We start from the raw sequence: 17984 nt of genomic DNA, 5'->3' as shown, positions 1-17984 counted from the left end.
GACGCATATTGCTGTCGGATTTGTTCAAACTCTGCGGGCTCTGATGCAACATGACGCGGCTTCAGCCTCCTTGCAAGGCGGCTCGATCGGACCCCAAGGGGGGAACGGGCGATGGAGCTGGGGGACTCCACCGCCCGCCTAGACCTTCCGACGGAGGGGGGCTGAACTCCTTCCGGAAGGTGTAAAGGCGGGGACGAGCGGGGTTGCGACCCGTCCCCGGGACAGCGCCGTCGGCTGGGGGCGACGATTGCCGGCGACACTCTCCAATTTCGCAGCGCGGGCGATCAGCCCTTGGCGATCGGGATCGCGACGAAGCGCGAGGCGCCTCCGCTGCGGACCCGGACCAGCACGCTGTTCTTGTTCTCGGTCTTCGCGGTGGCGAGCACGTCGCGGACATCCGCCGGGCTCGACACATTCTTGCCGGCGACCTCGAGGATCACGTCACCTTCCTTGAACCCGCGATCGGCCGCGGCGCCCTTCGGGTCGACGTCGGTGACCACCACGCCGTCCTTGCCGGCACCGGCGACCGAGCTGGCCGGAGCCAGCGTCAGGCCGAGCTTGGGCAGGTCGAGGCCCTGATTGGCGCCGCCGCGATCGCCGCGGTCGGTATTGTTGCTGGCTTCGATCTTGTTCGGCAGTTCGCCGAGCGTCAGCGTCAGCTCACGCTCCTTGCCCTTGTGGAACACGGTGAGCTTCACCGAATGCCCCGGCGCGAACGCACCGATGGTGCGGGCGAGCTCGCGAGCGTCCTTCACCGAGGTGCCGTCGACCGCGGTGATCACGTCGCCGGACTCGATGCCGGCCTTGGCGGCGGGGCCGTTCGACTGCGGCTCGGCGACCAGCGCGCCTTCCGCCTTCTTCAGGCCGAGGCTGTCGGCGATCTCCGGCGTCACCGGCTGCACCTGCACGCCGATCCAGCCGCGGCTCACCGTGCCGCGATCCTTGAGCTGCTCGACCACTGCCTTGACGGTGTTGGCCGGGATCGAGAACGCGATGCCGATGCTGCCGCCCGATGGCGAGTAGATCGCGGTGTTGACACCGACCACTTCGCCCGCGGTGTTGAACGCCGGGCCACCGGAGTTGCCCTTGTTCACGGGCGCGTCGATCTGGATGAAATCGTCATACGGACCGTTGCCGATGTCGCGGCCCATCGCCGAGACGATGCCGGCCGTGACGGTGCCGCCGAGGCCGAACGGATTGCCGACCGCCAGCACCCAGTCGCCGATCCGCGGCTTGCCTTCCGACAGCTTGGCGTAGGCGAAGTTCGACGCGCCTTCGACCTTGATCAGCGCCAAGTCGGTGCGCGGATCGGTACCGATCACCTTGGCCTTGTGAGTCTTGCCGTCGTCGGTGGTGACTTCGACCTTGTCGGCGCCTTCGACCACGTGATTGTTGGTCACCGCGTAGCCGTCGGCCGAGATGAAGAAGCCCGAGCCCTGGCCGGTGATCATGCCGCCGCCGCGATGGCCGCGCAGGCCGGGGGGCATCTCACCGCCGAACCGGCGGAAGAAGCGCTCCATCGGCGAGCCGGGCGGCAGCGAGAAGTCCTCGCGGTCTTCGTTCTTGGCCATCTTGTCGGCGATGTTGACCTTCACCGAAATCACCGACGGCTTCACCTTGTCGACGATGTCGGCGAAACCGACCGGCTGCTGCGACGGCTGGACGTTGGCGCCGACCTGCTGCGCATGCGCCGGGGTGGCGATCAGATCGAACGGACCATGGCCGAGCCCGACAGCGCCCGCGCCGAGACCGGCGACCACCGAGGCCATCAGCGCGAACTTGCGCGCCGACAGCAGCGACCTCGACAACGGCCGGTGCGAAGACTGCGTGGACAGGACGGGACGACGATCGTGCATTGCGTGAGGCTCCGAAGACCAGTTGAAACGGAAGGTGCGGACTGATCATCAGCACCGTTGCTTCGGAAGATGGGGGCTGGAGCCTTACGGCGGTCTGGCGAGGGAATTAAACTTTTGTAATTTTGGCGGTATTCGGCCGCCGCGGGCCGCGACGGATGGTCGCTTACCCGCCCTGCCTCGGCCCGCAGAATTGTCGCCGTTCGTACATTCGTGTCGGGAATCCGATCCGCCTTTGGTCGCAGCCGGGGACCGCCCATGCGCTGCAACTAACTGAATTACTTAGTGATCACTGCTGGCCTGGTTCTTGCCAAGGCGCTGCCGGAGGGCGCCAGCACGGCGTCGATCAACCCCTGACGACAGGAGAGTGCGACGTGGCGAACATTACCTTCTCATCCCCGGTCATGGCGAAGGACGTCACCGTATATGCGGTGGCGGGCGATCGCGGGACCATTCTGGCGGTTGCGAAATCGCACAACATTCCGATTCCATTCGATTGCCAGGACGGCGAATGCGGCTCCTGCCTGGTGCAGGTCGAGCACTTCAATCCGAAAGCGAAGTCGGCGGTGGCGCTGACCGAGAAGGAAAAGGAAGTGCTGCGCCAGCTCGGCAAGATCACCAAGGACGAGATCGCCAACGCCGAAGTCAACGACATCCCGCCGCGCTATCGCCTCGCCTGCCAGTGCTTCGTCCGCAACGAAGACATCCTGGTGCGGTTCGAGGGCGACAAGACCAAGCCGCAGCGCCTCGCCGTGACGCCGGCCGCCGCGCACTACAAAGGCGGCATGGAGATCAACACGCCGCAGGAGTTCTTCAGCTACGCCGCCAAGGTCGAGGAAGACGCCGCGCTGCACTACGACAGCCTCGCCAAGGCGATGGCGGATGCCGGCAACGCGCCGGTGGCGAAGCTGTTCGCGCAGCTCGCCGACTTCTCGCGGCTGCACCTGGCCGAAGTGAAGTCGCGCGCTGGCAGCGTCGACCTCAGCAAGAACGTGCCGCCGGACTACGCCTGGCCCGACCACGCGACGCCGGAACGCGCCGCGGTGTGGGCCTCCGACACCACCCTCACCCGGCTCGGCGCGCTGAAGGCTGCGCTGCAGGGCGAGCGCCGCGGCTACGAGTTTTATCGCGCGGTCGAAGCCACCACCAAATCGCCCGAGGTCGCCGCGGCGGCCAAGGAATTCGTCAACGAAGAAGCCGAGCACGTCCGCATTCTCGAGGCCTGGATCACCCAGGAGGAATGGTCGCTCAAGCACGCCTCCAAGGCTGCGGAGAACGCCTGACGACAGCGACGGCCGTCGCCACTCCGGCGACGGCCGAACAAGGAGAGACGACGATGGAAACAGTCGAAGAGTTTCTGGCGCATTCGATCAAGCTCGAGCAGGAAGCCGCGCTGCGGTTCGGTCAGCTCGCCGACGCGATGGATAGTTGCGGCAACAAGGAAGTATCGAAGCTGTTCCGCCAGCTCGCGGACTACTCGCGGATGCATCAGGCCGACGCGCAGGCACGTGCCGGCTTCCGCGACATCCCGCAGATGGAGCCCGGCGACTTCCAATGGCCTGGCCTCGAAAGCCCGGAAGCCGCCGCGATCTGGGGCACCGACCCGTTCATCGGCCGCGACCTCGCGCTGCAGATCGCGCTGGAAGCGGAAACCGGTGCGTTCGACTGGTACAAGAACGTGCTCGACACCACCGACAACCCCGAGATCAAGATGCTGGCCAAGGAGTTCGTCGCTGAGGAAAGCGGTCACGTCGCCGAACTGCACCGCTGGATCGCGCTGCACAAAGCCGGCAAGCCGCTGCCGATGGAAATTACGCCGTTCTAGCCGCGGCGGCTCCTAGCCCCGCCGACTGCCAGCCGATCGAACTGCGCGAGGCCGACGACGGCCTCGCCACTATTTGCTGCGATCTGATCGCAAGACACGGTGCAGCATTCGTGGCCAGCAGATCGCAATCGTCGGCATGCTCGCATCGATGATCGCGACCGCGTTATCACCGTGATGGAGCGATGGCTGGCCAATCCAGATCCTGCCACGATCTTCGATCTCGCCAACTACCACCGCCTGTCAGATCCGTTTTCATGACGGAGGCGGTAACCGAGACGGACTGAAAGCATTATCCGATCGTCTCTGCTCAAGATTACGAAGCACGTTACGTAGAACAGCGTATTCGCCACCGACCGCTGCGGTTCCATAGACCTGACGTTCTAACGTTACATGGAGCCAAGTTATGGCAAGTACCGGAAGCGTAAGCGCGTGGGACGAAGCCCTGCTCGTCGCAATGATCCAATATCCCGTGCCGGTGGTCAGCGGGCCGAAGGATATCCAAACCCAGGTGAAGCAGATCTGCCGCGCGGTCGACACCACCAAAGCCGGCTACCCCGATCTCGATCTGATCGTGTTCCCCGAATATTCGACTCAAGGTCTCAACACCGCGATCTGGACCTATGACGAGATGCTGCTGACGGTGGATTCGCCGGAGATCGGCGCCTTCAAGGCGGCGTGCAAGCGCAACAAGGTCTGGGGCGTGTTCTCGCTGATGGAGCGCAACGACGATCCGTCGCTGCCGCCGTTCAACACCGCGATCATCATCAACGCCGACGGCGAACTGGCGCTGCATTATCGCAAGCTGCAGCCGTGGGTGCCGATCGAGCCGTGGTCGCCGGGCAATTACGGCATGCCGGTGTGCGACGGCCCGAAGGGCTCCAAGCTGGCGGTCTGCATCTGCCACGACGGCATGTTCCCGGAGCTGGCGCGTGAGGCCGCCTACAAGGGCGCCAACGTCTACATCCGGATCTCCGGCTATTCGACCCAGGTCAACGATCAATGGATCTGGACCAACCGGACCAACGCCTGGCAGAACCTGATGTACACCATGTCGGTCAACCTAGCCGGCTACGACGGCGTGTTCTATTACTTCGGCGAAGGTACGGTGTGCAATTACGACGGCAACGTCATCCAGCAGGGCCACCGCAATCCCTGGGAGATCGTCACCGCCGAGCTGTTCCCCCGCCTGGTCGACAAGGCGCGCGAGAACTGGGCGCTGGAGAACAACATCTTCAACCTCGGCTGCCGCGCCTATGTCGGCAAGCCCGGCGGCGAGAAGGCAAACTACCTGACCTGGGTACGTGATCTCGCCGAGGGCAACTACAAGCTTCCCTGGGACGACAAGATAAAGGTCCGTGACGGCTGGAAGTATTATCCGGACGGCGTCAAGCTCGGTCCGATGCCGAAGCCGATCGCGGCGGAGTAGCTCCCACCGATCTCGTCATCTCAAGGGAGACCCGGCCGCCACGGCGACCGGGTCCTTGAGTGAAGGGGGCTTGAATGCCGGACCGCCCTCCAACACTTCGCCACTCTGCGGCAAGGTTAGCGCGCTTGATCCGCGCCCTCGGCCAGCAGTTTGTCGATCCGGGCCTGTTCGTCGGCGCTGAGCGGCTTTGACACTTCGGTGGCGCGGGCGGCGTCGCGGCCGCGGCGGCGGATGTGCAGCCACAGGCCGAGGCCGCCGGCGACCAGCACCAGCGGCGGCAGCAGCCACAGCAGCAGCGTGTGCGTCTCGAACCGCGGCTTGAGCAGCACGAACTCGCCGTAGCGCGACACCAGATAATCGATCACCTGCTTGTTGCTGTCGCCGGCCGCGATCCGCTCGCGCACCAAGAGCCGCAAATCCTTGGCGAGCGTCGCGTCGGAATCGTCGATCGACTGGTTCTGGCACACCATGCAGCGCAGCTCGCGCGACAGCTCGCGCGCGCGTGCTTCCTTCGCCGGATCGGCCATCACCTCGTCGGGCTGCACCGCATGCGCCAGCGGCGCCGCAACGATGGTCGAACCCGCGATCAACAGAGCGGCCAGCAGTTTCCGCATCGGTCTCTCCACCCTACTCGGCCGGCTGCAGCACGCGCGGCGCCTTGGCGGGCTTCGGCGCGCCGACCCGCAAGCGGCGATCTGACAACGACAGCAGGCCGCCGAGCGCCATCAGGATCGGGCCGAACCAGATCAAGAGCACCATCGGCTTGTGATAGATCCGCACCGTCACCGCGCCCTGCTCGTTGATGTCGCCGAGCGAGACGTAGAGCTGGCTGAAGCCGCGGGTCAGCAGCGCCGCCTCGGTGGTCGACGAGCCGCGGGTGATGAAGCTGCGCTTCGACGGCGCCATCCCGCCGATCAGACGGCCGTTTTCGGTGACGGTGAACTGCGTCAGCAATTCGCGGTAGTTCGGGCCCTGGCGCTGGTTGGCGCCTTCGAACTTGAACTCGTAGCCGGCGAGCTTGGTGCTGTCGCCCGGCTTCATCGCCGCGATGTATTCGCTGTTCCAGGTGCTCTCGCAGACGATGCCGATCAGCGTCACGCCGAGCGCCGCATGGGCGAACATCGTGCCCCAGGCCGAGCGCGGCAGGCCGGAGGCGCGGCGCAGCGAGATCGACAGCGGACCGCGGAACAGCGCGATGCGCTCGGCGATATCCACCAGCGCGCCGACGATCACGAACACGGCCAGCCCGATCGCCAGCGGCGCCAGCACCGCGCCGCCATGGACCCAGGCGTACACGAAGGCGACCGCCAGCAGCGCCACCACGCCGGCGGCGATCAGCCGCTGCGCGGCGCCGATCAGATCGCCGCGCTTCCAGGCCAGCAGCGGACCAAATGGCACCGCGACCAGCAGCGGCACCATCAGCGGGCCGAAGGTGAGATTGAAGAACGGCGCGCCGACCGAGATCTTGTCGCCGGTCAGCACTTCCAGCGCCAGCGGATACAACGTGCCGACGAACACGGTGGCGCAGGCGGTGGTGAGGAACAGATTGTTCAGCACCAGCGAGCCTTCGCGCGAGATCGGCGCGAACAGACCGCCCTGCTTCAGCGACGACGCGCGCCAGGCGAACAGCGTCAGGCTGCCGCCGATGAACACGCACAGGATGATCAGGATGAATACGCCGCGCGACGGATCGGTGGCGAAGGCGTGCACCGAGGTGAGCACGCCGGAGCGGACCAGGAAAGTGCCGAGCAGCGACAGCGAGAAGGTCAGGATCGACAGCAGGATGGTCCAGACCTTCAGCGCGTTGCGCTTCTCCATCACCAGTGCCGAATGCAGCAGCGCGGTGCCGGCAAGCCACGGCATCAGCGAAGCGTTCTCGACCGGGTCCCAGAACCACCAGCCGCCCCAGCCGAGTTCGTAGTAGGCCCAATACGAGCCCATCGCGATGCCGAGGGTGAGGAAGATCCAGGCGATCAGCGTCCACGGCCGCACCCAGCGCGCCCAGGCGGCGTCGAGCCGGCCCTCCATCAGCGCCGCGGCGGCAAACGAGAACGAGATCGAGAACCCGACATAGCCGAGGTACAGCATCGGCGGATGCACCGCGAGGCCGATATCCTGCAGCACCGGATTGAGATCGCGACCTTCGGCCGGCGCATTGGCCATCCGCGCGAACGGGTTCGAAGTGATCAGGATGAACAGATAAAACGCGGTCGCGACCCAGCCCTGAACAGCCAGCACGTGGGCGCGCAGCGACAGCGGCAGGTTGTTGCCGAACGCCGCGACCAGGCCGCCGAACAGCGCCAGGATCGCCACCCACAGCAGCATCGAGCCTTCGTGGTTCCCCCACACGCCGGTGATCTTGTAGAGCAGCGGCTTCATCGAGTGGGAGTTCTCGTAGACGTTCACCACCGAGAAGTCGGAGGTGACGTGCAGCCACACCAGCGCGGTGAACGACAGGCCGGCGAACAACAGCTGCACCAGCGCGGTCGAGCGCGCCACGTTCATCAGCGCGCCGTCATTGAGCCGGGCGCCGAGCAGCGGAACGGTGGACTGAATCAGCGCCAGAGCCAGCGCCAGAACCAGTGCGTAGTGCCCGGCCTCGGCGATCATTTGCCGCCCTCCGCCGCATTCGCCGAGGTCTGGCCGGCGGTCGCCTCACCGGGCGACTTTTTGCCGTAATCGTCCTTCCAGTGGCCGTCCTTCTTCAAGGCGTCGGCGACTTCCTTCGGCATGTACTTCTCGTCGTGCTTGGCGAGCACGGTGTCGGCTTCGAACACGCCGGCCTTGTCGAGCGAGCCTTCGGCGATCACGCCCTGCCCTTCGCGGAACAGATCCGGCAGGATGCCCTTGTAGGCGACCGGCAGAGTGGCACTGCCGTCGGTGACCTTGAACGACACCCTCAGTTGCTCGCCACGCTGCAGCGAGCCGGGCTCGACCACGCCGCCGAGCCGGAACCGTCGGCCGGCCTCGATGTGCTGTTCGGCCACCATCTTCGGCGTCGAGAAGAACACGATCGAGTCGCGCAGCGCGTTGAGCACCAAGCCCACCGCAATCACGAGCACCACGCCCGCGCCCCCGATCATCAACAACCGCCGCTGTTTACGCGTCATGGTTCGTTCGCCTCGGCGTCCTCTACCGGATGTTCACAAGCGACGCTTCGCGGCGTCGCTCGAAGTGTTTGTCTGACGAAGATGTCGAAAACACATCGTTCGTGCTGCAATCGTCAGCCGTCGAGCCCGAGGCCCTTGAGGCCGTCGTTGAGCTGCTTCAGCCGGTCGGGCTTGTCGGCGACCGCCTGGCGCGCTTCGGTCTGCGCGCTCTTGGCCTTGTCGGTGTCGCCGAGCACCATATAGGCGCGCACCAGCCGCAGCCAGCCGTCGACATCGTCGCCGTTCTGCTTCAGCCGCGCGGCGAGCTTGGCGACCATGCCCTGGATCATCGCGGCACGCTCGGCTTCGCTCATGTTCTGCACGGCAGCGGCCGCGCCTTCCGGCAACGCCGGCTGCTTGGCGGTGCCGTCGACGCGAGCGAGCTCGGTCTGCAGCATCGGCCGCCACGGCGCGTCGGCCGGACCCTTCTCCAGCATCGCGCGCCAGATCGTCGCGGCATCCTTCGGGCGGCCATCCTGCTCGGCCGCAAGGCCGAGGAAGTAGCGCGCCTTGGCTTCATCCGGATTGAGCGCGACCGCACGCTCGAACTCGGTCTTGGCGTCGGCGGTGACGACGCCGCCCGCCGCCGAGGTCAGCACCTCGCCGAGATCGGCGCGGCGGTCGGCGGTCTCGCCGGCGTAAGTAATCGAATTGCGATAGGCGCGCGCCGCGTCGTCGAACCGGCCGGTCTTGGCCAGCACCGGTGCCAGCACGGTCCAGCCGCGGCCATCGGTCGGGTTCTTTTCCAGATGCGCCTCGACCTGCGCCACAAGATTGTCGAGCGGCTGCGAACTCGGCGGCGCCTTGGCCCGCGCGGCCAGCGGTTCGTCCGGCAGCATCGGCGAGCCGAGCGGCAGATACACGGCGATCGCGAGCACCGGCAGTCCGATCAGCGCCACCACCGCGACCATGCGGCGCAGGCCGCGGCGGGTGGTGGTCGGCGTCGAGCGCTCGGCCTCGGCGCTGGCGAGCAGCCGGCGGCCGATCTCGACTTTGGCGGCGGAGGCTTCGGACGGGCCGATCAACCCAATCGCGGCGTCGCGGTCGACTTCGGCGAGCTGGTCCTTGTAGACCGCCGCCTCGCTGCCATCGCGCTGCGCCTTGACGCTACGCCCGAGCGGCCACAGCACGGCGAACACCGCCACGGCCGTCATCATCGCGAACACAAACCAAAGCGCCATTCGAGCGAGGTTCCGGGTGAAGACTATGGAGCCGCGGCACCGGCCCGGCAGGTCGAAAATCCGGGCGGGTTACACCATGGTCGGACGATAGCCGCAATTGACATTTGCGGCACCGGATAAGGCGCCGCAGGGGATGAAACTTGATTTGAATCAAAGGGGGTTCAGCCCGCTCGCGCAGCCGGCTTGCGTTCCACCACAACCATCGCGTTTTCGACCGCGCGACTCATCAGCGAGGCATAGTCGTGGCTGAACAGCAATTCGCAGAACCGGACCGCGGCCTGCGCCTGCTGATGCCGGAATGGCTTTACCCGGGCATCGGAGCCGCGCAGCGACTGCACCAGAGCGTCGGTTGATTTCTCGACATATTGCTGCAGCTCGGAATAGGTCCGCTGCGTCACTTCGTTGATCGCCAGCTCGCTGGCATAGGTGCGGCACACCGCGACGAAATCGATCAGCGCGGCAGTCTCGTCGACCTCGAGCTGGTCGAGCCTGGCGCCGCTGGCGATGTCCTTGTCGGGACGCTGGCGCAGCAGCCGGCGCACCCTGCCCGGCACGCTCTCGATCTCCGACTTCACCGCGTTGGAGATGTCGACCCGGATCGCGGCAAGCTGCTTGCCCCACGACGAGTCGCTGCGGATGTCGAGCTCGGTGCGCAGGCCGCGAATGCCGTCGTGAATCACTTTGAGATTCTCGGCGACGTTGCCGTAGTGGCCGCGGCGGATTTCCTCGCGCAGATCGGCGGTGAGCCGCGCCAGATCCTGGATCGCCATGGTGACGGCAACGCCGTAAGGCGTGGCGGCGACCTTGATCTCGTCGTCCGAGCCCGCGACCTTGATGGCCATCCGGACGATCTGCCACGGCTGGTTGAGGTGGTTGAGGATCAGCGTCAGCGCGAACGGCAGCAGGATCGGGGTCTGCAGCGCCGGCACGTTGAGCGCCGCGATCATCGAATTGACCTGGCTCTCGCCGAACACCCGCAGGTTGCTGGAGAGCTTGCCGTTGAAGGTGTCGATGGCGTCGCGGTTCTTCAGCACCGCGCCGATCGGCGCCAGATCTTCGACCGCCGACGGCGGACCGACGCGTGACATCGTGCGCTGGCGGTCGACGCCCGGCTCAGGGTTGATCAGCTTGTCGATCGCAGCGGCGGCGGCCTGCTGCAGCTTGCGGACCAGCTGCTCGACCTGCGATGCGGGCGCGCCACGCAGGCCGATCAGCTCGGCTTCGAATTCGCGGATCTGATCCGGAATGCCCTCACGCTCCAGCCACTGCCAGACCGAGGTCAGCGACGAACGCCGGAGCTGGCCGGGCCGCGGCGATTCCTTGGGATCGATCAGGAACGGTTCCAGCACCCGGAACATCAGCCGGGCCGGATCCTCGGAGCGCGGCTTGTTGTCGTCCTCGGAGCCGCGAACGATCTTGCGCAACTCCTCCAGCACGAAGCTGGCGACCGCGACATCTTCGCCCCGTTCGAGCGCACGCTCGAATTCCCGCATCAGCAGCGCTTGGGACTGCGGCGGGAGCTGGGAGAGATAATCTCTCAGCCGTTCGGTGGGTGTCTGGCTCATGCGCCCAATGGTTTGCAGGCTGTCCGCACGCGTGGACTTGCGCTCCGCTCGCACGGTGCCGGTCACGCCACGGCGCTACCCTCCAGAGATAGCCACGGCGATGTTAAGAAGGGGTTGAGGTGACCGCGTCGAACGCTGGATTCACACTCTTCTGACGCTGCCGCTCACGCAGATAAGGTGCTGGAAAGTTTCGTTTTCCAGCACATCAACCGGCGGACGCAGGGCTAGCTTTGGGCGGTCCAGGGCGCGCCGTCATTGGCGCGGCAGGCGGTGCCGCGGGAGATCTCGATCTGCTGGCCGATCGTCACCGCGTGCGAATAGCCGCGGCAGGTCGAGCCCTGCTTCATATAGACCGGACCCGGCACGATGTTGCCGTAGCGGCCCGAGGACGCGTTCTTCCACGCCACCGGCGCGCCGGATTCGCCGCGATCGAGCGCCTCCAGCTCGGCCGCATAGGCCAGCCGGCGGTCTTCGGCATTGAGCAGCGCGCCGATCTTCGGCCCGATCAGGCCACCCATCGCGGCGGCATCGACCGCGGCGCTGCCGTCATTGCGGCCGAAATCCGAGGTCGCAGTGCTGGTGAAGGAATCCACCCGGGCCACCAGCCCGGACGTGCGATCGCACCCGGCCAGCGCCAGCGCGCCGGCGAGCAGCAACAGCGGCTTCACCCCCCAAGACGTCATGGTCATCCCCAACGGCTCCCCGAAGGCCAACAGCCTACATCCATAACCGTTAAGGAAAACAAGATGCAAATTCTGGCGCCCCTGTGGCAGCGCCATTTTTGGAAAATCTTGTAAAGGGGCCTGATTGGGGGCTTTACCGCTCACGAACCTTGGATCGACGCGTCGCCTCCTCGCTCTGATCCTCGAGAGATTCGTCGCGATGTCTAAGCGTCGAAGCTCTCTTATGAGCTTCCGAAAAGATATGCCCGTACTTTAAGAGAGATTCACGGCGTTGTTCGCGCTCCTGCGGCGTCTCCCCCGTCCGATTTTGGGCTATCTGAGGCATCTGCAGAGTTCCTCTGAGCGACATTTGCTTGCTTCTTGTCTATAACAATGTTCTTCCCAGAACCATCTAGCATCGCGACGAGCCGATCGCTACCGTACTTCGGGATCAAGCAGTCCATAGCGCGGGAGCTGACCAAACGCATCAACGCGGGCGTAGGCAGCTCGACACGCTGAAACAATTCGCGCGCCTCTTCAAGATCGATCACAAAGTCGTGTGACGGATAGTCGTACACTAGGCGTTTCAGAGCATCCTTCTGAAGATTGTTAAACTTCCGATTAAGGCGCTCTCCGTATCGGATCGCGATGCTCAGATCTCGATAGTCTTGGCCTAATGCATCCGGATTGATCTGCTCATATATCCGAGACATTAGCTTGGAGGAAACCCGCGCGGCGACATCTGCTGCGGTCCTGAATGACACTGCCGTTCCGCTCTTGCTGATAATTTCAGTCATAAAATGTTCAAAAAGGTCGAAGCTGTGAGTCTTCAGATCCTCCAGGGCAGAACGCGTAGTAAGGCCCGAGCGACGGCCCGATAACTCGTCTCGCTTCAGGAGCTGAACGTCTAACGGTCCTATTTCTCCAAATGGACTGATCACCACAGAATTGGCAGCAGTAACGAGCAAGGTCCCGGCGCTTTTGCATTCAGCAGGCAAGAACGCGACTACGTCCTCATAGACGGTCTGGAGAAGTCTCGCCGTCCGATAGGCAGCGTTGGCAGAGCCGCCGTAGGTAACCAAAATAAGAACGACGTTGTCGTTTTTCTTGTGGCGGTTCACGCATCCCATCACTTCAGGGAACGTACTCTCGCGAATATCTTCATTCACGAGCAGAAAGTCATATCCATCATCGAACTTTTCGGACTTCGATGCTTTTGATGAACTTGCTCCATTAAGCTCGCCGCCATTTGGGCCCGAGGCATCTTTTAAAGGAGTAGCACGGCGCCGCGTCGTGTCAGAAAGCTCTTCCATCGCGATCACAAATGGCTTGATCCAATGACTCCTGATTAGTTGAAGACGCCATAAATCACAACCAAAAAACGCGCACTAAGCGGCAGGCAGGGTCAGCTCGGCGCGCAGGCCGCCGATCGGGGCGTTGTCGAGCTTCAGCTCGCCGCCGTAAAGCGCTGCAAGATCAACGACAATTGCCAATCCTAGGCCCGAGCCGGGCTTGCTCTCGTCGAGCCGTTTGCCGCGGCGGGCGACCAGCGCGCGCTGCTCAGCCGATAGCCCGATACCGTCGTCGTCGACCACGATCCGCAGTTTGGGCGGACCGCCCGGCTCATCGCTCTTCTTGCCGGTGACCGCGATGAACACCCGTCCCGCCGCCCATTTGCAGGCGTTGTCGACCAGATTGCCGACCATCTCCTCGAGGTCCTGGCGCTCGCCGCGGAACTTGAGGCCGGGCGTAACCTCGGCGCGGACCTGGATGGCGCGGTCGCGGTGGATCTTCTCCATGGTCCGGCGCAGCGCCTCGATCACCGGCTCGACCTCGGTGATGGTGCCGACCACGGTGAGCCGGGCCGCGATCCGGGCCCGCTCCAGGTGGTGGGTGACCTGGCTGCGCATCAGCTCGGCCTGCTCCATCACCTTGGCGGCCAGCGGGTCGCCCGGCCGGGCGCCCGCTTCGTTGACCAGCACCGACAGCGGCGTCTTGATCGCGTGCGCCAGGTTGCCGACATGGGTACGGGCGCGCTCGACGATCTCGCGATTGGCTTCGATCAGCGCATTGGTTTCGCGCGCCAGCGTCGCGATCTCGACCGGGAACTGGCCCTCCAGCCGCTCGGCGCGGCCGGACCGGACGTCGGCGATCGACTCCGAGATCCGCTTCAGCGGCGCGAGGCCGAACCGGACCTGGAAGATCGTGGTCAGCACCAGCCCGATCGACAGCGCCACGAAGGTGCCGGCGAGGTAGTAATCGAAGGTCCGGGTCTCTTCGAAGATCTCGGTGGCGTCGCCCGCCACGGTGACGACGAACTTGCCGTCGAGGCCGAGATCGACCGGCCGCTCGACCATGCGCAGGGTCTGCCCCTCCGGCCCGTCGACATAGCCGTGCCGTACGCCGGACGGGCCAAGTTCGATGCCCTGATCTTCCAGCCGGGGCAGCTTGCGGTCCCACAGCGACCGCGAGGCGCGGGTTTCCGGCTTCTCGCCGTCGGTGCGGACCACCTGCCAGTACCAGCCGGACAGCGGCAGATCGAACAGCGGCTCGCCGATCGACTGGAACGCCTCCTGGGTGGTGTCGGGGGTCGCAACCTCGGCGATGATGGTGCGCAGATAAAGGTTGAGCCGGCGATCGAACGCGCGCTCCGAGGCGCCGCGATACACCGACGACAGAGCGATACCGGTGATCGCCAGGATCACCACCACCCACGCGGTCGCCGACAGGAACAGCCGGGTGGCGAGCGAACTGCCGCGGCGGGAGGGTTTGGCGGTCACCGCGTCGCCGGCGCGCTAATGCGCGTCCGCGGCCGGCGGCGACAGCAGATAGCCGAGCCCGCGCACGGTCTGGATGATGTCGACGCCGAGCTTCTTGCGGATGCGGCCGACGAACACTTCGATGGTGTTGCTGTCGCGGTCGAAATCCTGATCGTACAGATGCTCGACCAGTTCGGTGCGCGACACCACCCGGCCGGAGTGGTGCATCAGATAGGCCAGCAGCCGATATTCGTGGCTGGTCAGCTTCACCGGGTTGCCGCTGACGCTGACCCGGCCGGTGCGGGTGTCGAGCACCACCGGGCCGCAGGTCAGTTCGGATTGGGCGTGGCCGGCGCTCCGCCGCAGCAACGCGCGGATCCGCGCCAGCACCTCCTCGAGGTGGAACGGCTTGGCGACGTAATCGTCGGCGCCGGCGTCGAAGCCCTGCACCTTGTCGCTCCAGCGGTCGCGCGCGGTGAGGATCAGCACCGGCATCGCGCGACTGTTGCGCCGCCACGCTTCCAGCACCGAGATGCCATCCATCTTCGGCAAGCCGATATCCAGCACGACGGCGTCGTACGGCTCGGTGTCGCCGAGGAAATGCCCCTCCTCGCCATCGAAGGCGCGGTCGACCACGTAACCGGCATCGGTCAGCGCGGTGGTGAGCTGGCGGTTGAGATCGGGGTCATCTTCGACGACGAGCAGACGCACCTTCAACTCCGGTCGTTTGATGCACTGGCAGGCGAAGCGCTGACAGCATGACGGATGTGAAGATGAGCGGCGGCGGGGTGAATGCGCGGTGAACGACGGCGCGGCGCCGGATTACTTTTTCTTCACGACCGCTTTGACCAGCCTGTCGATCATACCCGGGCTGTCCTGCCCGGTGGCAGCGCAGACCTTTTCGCGGGTCCGACCGCTGACATAGACGCCTAGCACGCCGAATCGGAAACCCCAATAGGCGACCAGGAGCGCGGTGGCGCCGATCAGCGCGTTGATGGTGGCGACGTCGCCGGTCCAGAACTCATGCACCAGCACCGCCCACAGCGCGGCGCATTCGGCGGTCAGCTCGAAGGCGTACACCGGCCGCCACCAGCGCTGCACCGGGTCGTTGGCGGCGAGTTCGGCCCGGATCGTCGCCTGGGTTTCGGCGATCGCGGTGCGCTGGGCTTCCGCCTCGGCGCGGACCGCCTCGCACCACCTGGCCTCGGCCTCCACGATCCGCTCCGGCGCGGCCGCCGGCAGCGACGCCTGCACCACCTCCGGAGTCGACACCGACGCGCCGAGCGCATCGGACAGGATCTTGCCCGCCGCGCCGCCGAGCGGTCCGCCGAGTGCGGTGCCCAGAATCGGCGCGCCGAGCGCGATCACCTGTTTGGCGAGATCGGCCCAATCCATGGTCAGCTCCTCCGGAAGGCCGCGCGCAGCACGGCGACGATTTGGCTCCACCGCGACGGCGGCGGTTGTGTTTGCGATTGAGGCGCCACTTCGGTGCGCGGCGGCGACGGCTGCGGCGGCGCGATCACCACCGGCGTCTCGGCCAGCGCCGCCTTCCAGTTCGCCAGCCACGCCTTGCGTTCGGCGAGCCCGATGGTGCCGCCGTTGAGCCGGCGGGTGACGCCGACGATGTCATCGGCCTGCGCGAACGGCAGACAGCCGCAGGCGACGAAATCAGCGACGCCGCACAGCAGGAAGTAGCGCGGATCGATCAGCAGGTCGGGAGCGTTCACCAGGTCGAGGCCGGTGAGCGCGGCGAGCCGCGCGTAGCCCTCGCGCCCGGTGGTCTGCGCCGCGCCGCGGCCGCGATAGCTCCAGCCGTCGTCGGAGCCGGCGCGGTTGCCCATCCGGCCGTTATAGACCTTGTTGGCGAGCGCCCGCGGATCGTGGGCATAAGGCGCAGCACTCGCCGGCGTCGGAAACCGCGACGGCCATACCTGCATCATCCGCGCCGCGGTGTAGTCGAGATTCTCGACGACCTCCTGCCCGGCCCCGCATTCGTGGCTGAGCTGCGCCATCACATGCGCAGCAAGTCCTGGCGTGGTGATGCCAAAGCGGACAAACACGCTCTCCGACGCCGCCGCGGTGCCGGCAATCAGTCCCGCCACGCGCCGATCGCCCCGCGGCCACAATCGCCGCAGCAAGGGTTCGTCGATTTTCATGGGATTTGCCTCTGAGGCGGAGCGTCATTGCGACGAGCGTAGCGACGAAGCAATCCAGGCTCAGTGCCCGGCACGCTGGATTGCTTCGCTTCGCTCGCAATGACGATGTCGAATGACTTGATAGTTACCCAATCGCGCCGCGCGAGCCGAGCAATGCTGCGGGCTCGGCGTACATCTGGAACAGCGCGACGTTGACCGAAGCCGCGGTGCTGCCGTTGTTCATCCACAGATGCGGAGTGAGGAATTGCGTGGCGATCGGCAGATCGCTCGTCACGACGCCGGTCGCGACATCGCCTGAATTCAGCCGCTCGACGCGGTAGCGGATCTCGTTGCCGTTCGGCTCGGCCGAAACTAACAACTCATACAGATCCTGCCCGCCGGTGGTCGGGAAGCCGGCGCCGAGACTGGTCTTTGTCGCCACACCGCTGCCGTCGTTGCTAAGCAGCGACAGCGTGGTATCGCCGGACTCGAAGCCGACGCCGATCAGGTTGAGCAGCGTGCTCGGAGCGACGTTGCCGATCGGGCTCGCCGAGCCATAAAGCCCGGCGAACAGCCGGCAATTGGTTTGAAACCACTCGATGCCGAACCGCATCAGCAGATAGAAGCCGCCGAGGCTGGCGGCATTGCCGCGCCACAGCGTCAGCGCCGATCCGCTCACCCCGGCCGATGCGCCGCTGCTCGCGGCGGAGACGAGATCGAGCCGCGGCGACGACAGGAACAGATTGCCGGCCGACGGGCTGACCGCGGTCGCGGTGCCGGTGAGCGTGGCGCCGAGGCCGATGATATCAAGTGAGGCGCTGCCCGGCCGCGGCGACCATTGCAGTGGCTGACGGCGCCGCGCGTCCTTCAGATCGAGCCGGCCATGTAGCGCCGACCATCCGCGCAGGCTCGCGTAGTAATTCGTCGCATCCGGCGTCAGCTTGACGACGAAGTCGTCGCTGCCGAGCAGGCCGAGCAGCGCCCGCGAATTCCAATTGTCCTGCAGGATCAGCCCGGCGTCTCTCGCGGCGGCGCTCTTGTTGATGGTCACGCGCATATGACCGCTGCCGGGCATGACGTCGTCGTTCGACAGCAGCACGTTGTCGGACTTCACCGCCAGGCGACGGCTCGAATCCGCCGTTGTATTGACGCCGAGCAGCGGCAGGTTCTGAAACGCCGCCAGCGCGTTCACCCACGCCGCGCCGCTCCACGCCAAAAGGGTCTGCGTCGACAGATCGTAAGCGAGCCAGCCCGGGTTCGGCGCGAAGAACCGCCAGTCGCCGTCGTAGTAAGCGGCGACCTGCCCGCTCTTGCCGGTCCAGGCGCCGCTGGCACTCGCGGCGACGATCCAGCGCTGCCCCTCGCTTGGCGATGGCGGCGGCGTGCTCAGCGCCGACGACAGCACCGCGAGTTGCACAAGACCGTCGAG

Annotated in this window: 16 protein-coding genes; 3 read left to right on the top strand and 13 right to left on the bottom strand. The window is 65.6% G+C overall.

Annotated elements, in window-relative coordinates; genetic code table 11:
* Window positions 1–284: 284 nt before the first annotated feature.
* Window positions 285–1856, bottom strand: a complete 1572-nt coding sequence (locus DYI24_RS06915; RefSeq protein ID WP_164571757.1) for a Do family serine endopeptidase — start codon at window positions 1854–1856, stop codon at window positions 285–287.
* A 371-nt stretch (window positions 1857–2227) separates the two neighbouring features.
* Here DYI24_RS06915 and DYI24_RS06910 point away from each other — a divergent pair, with 371 nt between their 5' ends.
* The 3 genes from DYI24_RS06910 (at window position 2228) to DYI24_RS06900 (ending at window position 5104) form a co-directional block, all read left to right on the top strand.
* Complete coding sequence (locus DYI24_RS06910) at window positions 2228–3136, top strand: ferritin family protein (protein WP_107355122.1); 909 nt, start codon at window positions 2228–2230, stop codon at window positions 3134–3136.
* Window positions 3137–3189: 53 nt separating this feature from the next.
* A complete protein-coding gene (locus DYI24_RS06905) occupies window positions 3190–3678 on the top strand; it encodes a ferritin-like domain-containing protein (protein WP_107355121.1) in 489 nt (162 codons plus the stop codon).
* Window positions 3679–4081: 403 nt separating this feature from the next.
* Window positions 4082–5104, top strand: coding sequence for a formamidase (locus tag DYI24_RS06900; protein ID WP_164571756.1), 1023 nt, complete (start codon window positions 4082–4084; stop codon window positions 5102–5104).
* Window positions 5105–5220: 116 nt separating this feature from the next.
* Here DYI24_RS06900 and DYI24_RS06895 read toward each other — a convergent pair whose 3' ends face one another.
* The 12 genes from DYI24_RS06895 to DYI24_RS06840 all read right to left on the bottom strand — a co-directional run.
* Window positions 5221–5718: a cytochrome c-type biogenesis protein gene (locus DYI24_RS06895; protein WP_164571755.1), complete on the bottom strand. Its 498-nt coding sequence runs from the start codon at window positions 5716–5718 to the stop codon at window positions 5221–5223.
* Window positions 5719–5731: 13 nt separating this feature from the next.
* The gene (locus tag DYI24_RS06890; protein ID WP_164571754.1) at window positions 5732–7714 is read right to left on the bottom strand and encodes a heme lyase CcmF/NrfE family subunit; all 1983 of its coding nucleotides are present in this window, start codon (window positions 7712–7714) and stop codon (window positions 5732–5734) included.
* Window positions 7711–8214, bottom strand: a complete 504-nt coding sequence (gene ccmE, locus DYI24_RS06885; RefSeq protein ID WP_164571753.1) for a cytochrome c maturation protein CcmE — start codon at window positions 8212–8214, stop codon at window positions 7711–7713. The genes DYI24_RS06890 and ccmE overlap by 4 nt, the downstream gene beginning before the upstream one ends.
* A 113-nt stretch (window positions 8215–8327) precedes the next feature.
* Window positions 8328–9434, bottom strand: a complete 1107-nt coding sequence (gene ccmI, locus DYI24_RS06880; protein WP_164571752.1) for a c-type cytochrome biogenesis protein CcmI — start codon at window positions 9432–9434, stop codon at window positions 8328–8330.
* 161 nt (window positions 9435–9595) lie between these two features.
* A complete protein-coding gene (locus DYI24_RS06875) occupies window positions 9596–10999 on the bottom strand; it encodes a hypothetical protein (RefSeq protein WP_164571751.1) in 1404 nt (467 codons plus the stop codon).
* Between the two features lie 224 nt (window positions 11000–11223).
* Window positions 11224–11688: an RT0821/Lpp0805 family surface protein gene (locus DYI24_RS06870; RefSeq protein WP_107343885.1), complete on the bottom strand. Its 465-nt coding sequence runs from the start codon at window positions 11686–11688 to the stop codon at window positions 11224–11226.
* A gap of 257 nt (window positions 11689–11945) precedes the next feature.
* Window positions 11946–12983 carry a S49 family peptidase domain-containing protein gene (locus tag DYI24_RS06865; RefSeq protein ID WP_205523403.1) on the bottom strand — a complete coding sequence of 346 codons (1038 nt, stop codon included), beginning with the start codon at window positions 12981–12983 and terminating at the stop codon, window positions 11946–11948.
* Between the two features lie 66 nt (window positions 12984–13049).
* Window positions 13050–14441, bottom strand: coding sequence for an ATP-binding protein (locus DYI24_RS06860; protein ID WP_164571749.1), 1392 nt, complete (start codon window positions 14439–14441; stop codon window positions 13050–13052).
* A gap of 15 nt (window positions 14442–14456) precedes the next feature.
* A complete protein-coding gene (locus tag DYI24_RS06855) occupies window positions 14457–15131 on the bottom strand; it encodes a response regulator transcription factor (protein ID WP_011157420.1) in 675 nt (224 codons plus the stop codon).
* Between the two features lie 111 nt (window positions 15132–15242).
* Window positions 15243–15815, bottom strand: a complete 573-nt coding sequence (locus DYI24_RS06850) for a 3TM-type holin (RefSeq protein WP_164571748.1) — start codon at window positions 15813–15815, stop codon at window positions 15243–15245.
* Between the two features lie 2 nt (window positions 15816–15817).
* Window positions 15818–16576, bottom strand: coding sequence for a glycoside hydrolase family 19 protein (locus DYI24_RS06845; protein ID WP_164571747.1), 759 nt, complete (start codon window positions 16574–16576; stop codon window positions 15818–15820).
* 124 nt (window positions 16577–16700) lie between these two features.
* Window positions 16701–17984, bottom strand: a 1284-nt coding sequence (locus DYI24_RS06840) for a DUF2793 domain-containing protein (RefSeq protein WP_164571746.1), incomplete at its 5' end; no start/stop codon positions are given.

This window comes from Rhodopseudomonas sp. BR0C11, assembly GCF_010820945.1.
Taxonomy (GTDB): Bacteria; Pseudomonadota; Alphaproteobacteria; order Rhizobiales; family Xanthobacteraceae; genus Rhodopseudomonas; species Rhodopseudomonas palustris_H.
Note: the sequence above shows the minus strand (reverse complement) of the source record. Positions and strands in the feature narration are given on the sequence as shown.

Bases quoted from the DNA above. Each gene is read 5' to 3' on its own strand.
- ccmE (WP_164571753.1), bottom strand. From the start codon at position 8,214: ATGACGCGTAAACAGCGGCGGTTGTTGATGATCGGGGGCGCGGGCGTG.
- DYI24_RS06845 (WP_164571747.1), bottom strand. From the start codon at position 16,576: ATGAAAATCGACGAACCCTTGCTGCGGCGATTGTGGCCGCGGGGCGAT.
- DYI24_RS06900 (WP_164571756.1), top strand. From the start codon at position 4,082: ATGGCAAGTACCGGAAGCGTAAGCGCGTGGGACGAAGCCCTGCTCGTC.
- DYI24_RS06875 (WP_164571751.1), bottom strand. From the start codon at position 10,999: ATGAGCCAGACACCCACCGAACGGCTGAGAGATTATCTCTCCCAGCTC.
- DYI24_RS06905 (WP_107355121.1), top strand. From the start codon at position 3,190: ATGGAAACAGTCGAAGAGTTTCTGGCGCATTCGATCAAGCTCGAGCAG.
- DYI24_RS06890 (WP_164571754.1), bottom strand. From the start codon at position 7,714: ATGATCGCCGAGGCCGGGCACTACGCACTGGTTCTGGCGCTGGCTCTG.
- ccmI (WP_164571752.1), bottom strand. From the start codon at position 9,434: ATGGCGCTTTGGTTTGTGTTCGCGATGATGACGGCCGTGGCGGTGTTC.
- DYI24_RS06850 (WP_164571748.1), bottom strand. From the start codon at position 15,815: ATGGATTGGGCCGATCTCGCCAAACAGGTGATCGCGCTCGGCGCGCCG.
- DYI24_RS06870 (WP_107343885.1), bottom strand. From the start codon at position 11,688: ATGACCATGACGTCTTGGGGGGTGAAGCCGCTGTTGCTGCTCGCCGGC.
- DYI24_RS06915 (WP_164571757.1), bottom strand. From the start codon at position 1,856: ATGCACGATCGTCGTCCCGTCCTGTCCACGCAGTCTTCGCACCGGCCG.
- DYI24_RS06895 (WP_164571755.1), bottom strand. From the start codon at position 5,718: ATGCGGAAACTGCTGGCCGCTCTGTTGATCGCGGGTTCGACCATCGTT.